Source organism: Actinoplanes sp. NPDC049599, from assembly GCF_044465625.1.
Classification (GTDB): Bacteria; Actinomycetota; Actinomycetes; order Mycobacteriales; family Micromonosporaceae; genus Actinoplanes.
Window position 1 is genome coordinate 1 of the sequence record NZ_JBITLX010000071.1, and the last position, 1715, is coordinate 1715.

2 protein-coding genes and 1 pseudogene are annotated in these 1715 nt (G+C 71.3%); 2 read left to right on the forward strand and 1 reads right to left on the reverse strand.

What is annotated here, in order from left to right:
* Positions 1–277, forward strand: a pseudogene (locus ACIBQZ_RS43200) (hypothetical protein); the annotation flags it as partial.
* 17 nt (positions 278–294) lie between these two features.
* On the opposite strand, the gene ACIBQZ_RS43205 reads toward ACIBQZ_RS43200, so the two are convergent.
* Entirely contained in the window at positions 295–639 is a 345-nt protein-coding gene (locus ACIBQZ_RS43205; protein WP_396094770.1) for a DUF192 domain-containing protein, read from the reverse strand.
* 183 nt (positions 640–822) lie between these two features.
* Here ACIBQZ_RS43205 and ACIBQZ_RS43210 point away from each other — a divergent pair.
* Positions 823–1715 (forward strand): hypothetical protein (locus ACIBQZ_RS43210; RefSeq protein ID WP_396094771.1); only part of this gene is annotated, 893 nt, incomplete at its 3' end.

Below are 1715 nucleotides of genomic sequence, written 5' to 3' on the forward strand. Positions count from 1 at the left end.
CTTCGCGAACAGCCCGGTCGAGCTGTTCGGGACCGAGCGGAACAAGAACGTGGCGATCGCCCGCCGGGTCTGGGAACTGGCGCCGATCCTCAGCGACCTGCCCTCGCCGTTCCTGTTCCACTTCGACTTCACCGATCCGGACGGCACGGTCCTGCTGAGCTCCCAGCGCAAGCGCTCGCTGCGCGACCGCTACGAGGTCGAGGTGCCCGGTGCCCGCCTGGACGGCCGGCTGGCCGCGGCGATGGCGGTGGCGCTGGACGCGCTGCAGTCCCGCTGATCTGCTCTGTTCAACGGTCAGGCCGGGTCCTCGGAGAGTTCCAGGGTCCGGCCCGGCCTGATCCCCCACTCCCGCGCCCGCCCGGCCTCGGTCTCCAGGATCCAGGCCGAACGTGGCCGCGGGAGGCCGAGCCGGTGGCGGGGCATGGTGACCACCGCCAGCACCCGCCCGTCCCGGCGCACGAAGACCACGTCGATCGCGAAGCGCATGCCGAAGGTGTGCACCCCCGATCCCGGTCGCAACACCAGGCCGGTCTCGATGCCGTCCCGGCCCAGCAGCCCCTTCGAGCGCGCTGCATACGTCCGGGCCACCTCCACGGAGGCGACCTCGACCGCGTCCATCAACAAGCGGGCCCGGTCCATACCGCCACATCCCCTCGAAAGGTAACAATCACGCGAATCGCCTCCATGTAATCGTCTGGTGCGGCAGAGTGACCAGCGATGAGCCTGATCGTTCGTCGTCCCGCCCGAACCGCCCTCCCGGACGCCGGCCCGTCGCCGATCCGGTACCTCACCGTGCTCAGCGGCAGCTGCCTGGCCATCCTGGTGACGGTGGTGCTGATGCCCCACGTCGGGCACGGTCTGCGGAGCGGCTTCTGCGGCAAGGGGGACACCGGTTGCGCGCCGCGCACGATCGCCGCGGCCGCCGAGACCCACTGCCGGGTGCTCAGCCACGCCGACGTGGTGCCGGACGACGCCGTGGTGTTCGCGGACGATCTGGGGAGCTCCGGGCGGCTGACGCTGAGCCGGACCGTGGACAAGAGCGCCGTGGTGCACTGGTTCGTGCGGCGGGACAACGTGCCCGGCTCGGTGCGCGGTGGGGAGCTGACCGAGTTCCCGACCGAGGACGCGGCGCGCGCCTACATCACCTCCGCCCAGCACGAACCGGTGCGGCTGGGCCTGCGGGAGGCCGATCCGACCGGGCTGCTGAGCCGGATCGCCGGAACGGTGGACGGTTACCGGCTGCCCCGGCAGATGGTGAAGGAACCGCACGCCTATTTCGTGGACGCTGGATCGGCGCCGGACCTGGGGGCGGAGGCGCGGTCCGGAGTGGGCGGGCCGATTATCGGGGGTGGTGTGACCGGCGTCGCCGAAGTTCGGGTGACTCGGGAAAAACGACCGGTGACGACGCTTTTCGTGCGTCTTGCCGGAACCGCCGCGGCTCACCTGCGGCTCGGTGGGGCCGGATCCGGGATGACGGTGGCCAGCGTGGCGTTCGACCGGCAGGGTCTGCCCCGGCAGTTGGTGATCGAGACGGCCGGTGAGATCCGGGGCCGGCTGGGGCCGTCCGCCGAGGAGCCTCCGGAGCTGATGGGAAGTCTTCTGGAGGAGGCGGAACCGTCCGAGCCGGAACCGTTCACCGGCCGGGTCTCGCTCCGGCTCGATCTGCGTGAGCCGGAGAATGCCGAGGCTGCGGCGGACGCGCTCCACTGGCTGGG

Bases quoted from the DNA above. Each gene is read 5' to 3' on its own strand.
- ACIBQZ_RS43205 (WP_396094770.1), bottom strand. From the start codon at position 639: ATGGACCGGGCCCGCTTGTTGATGGACGCGGTCGAGGTCGCCTCCGTG.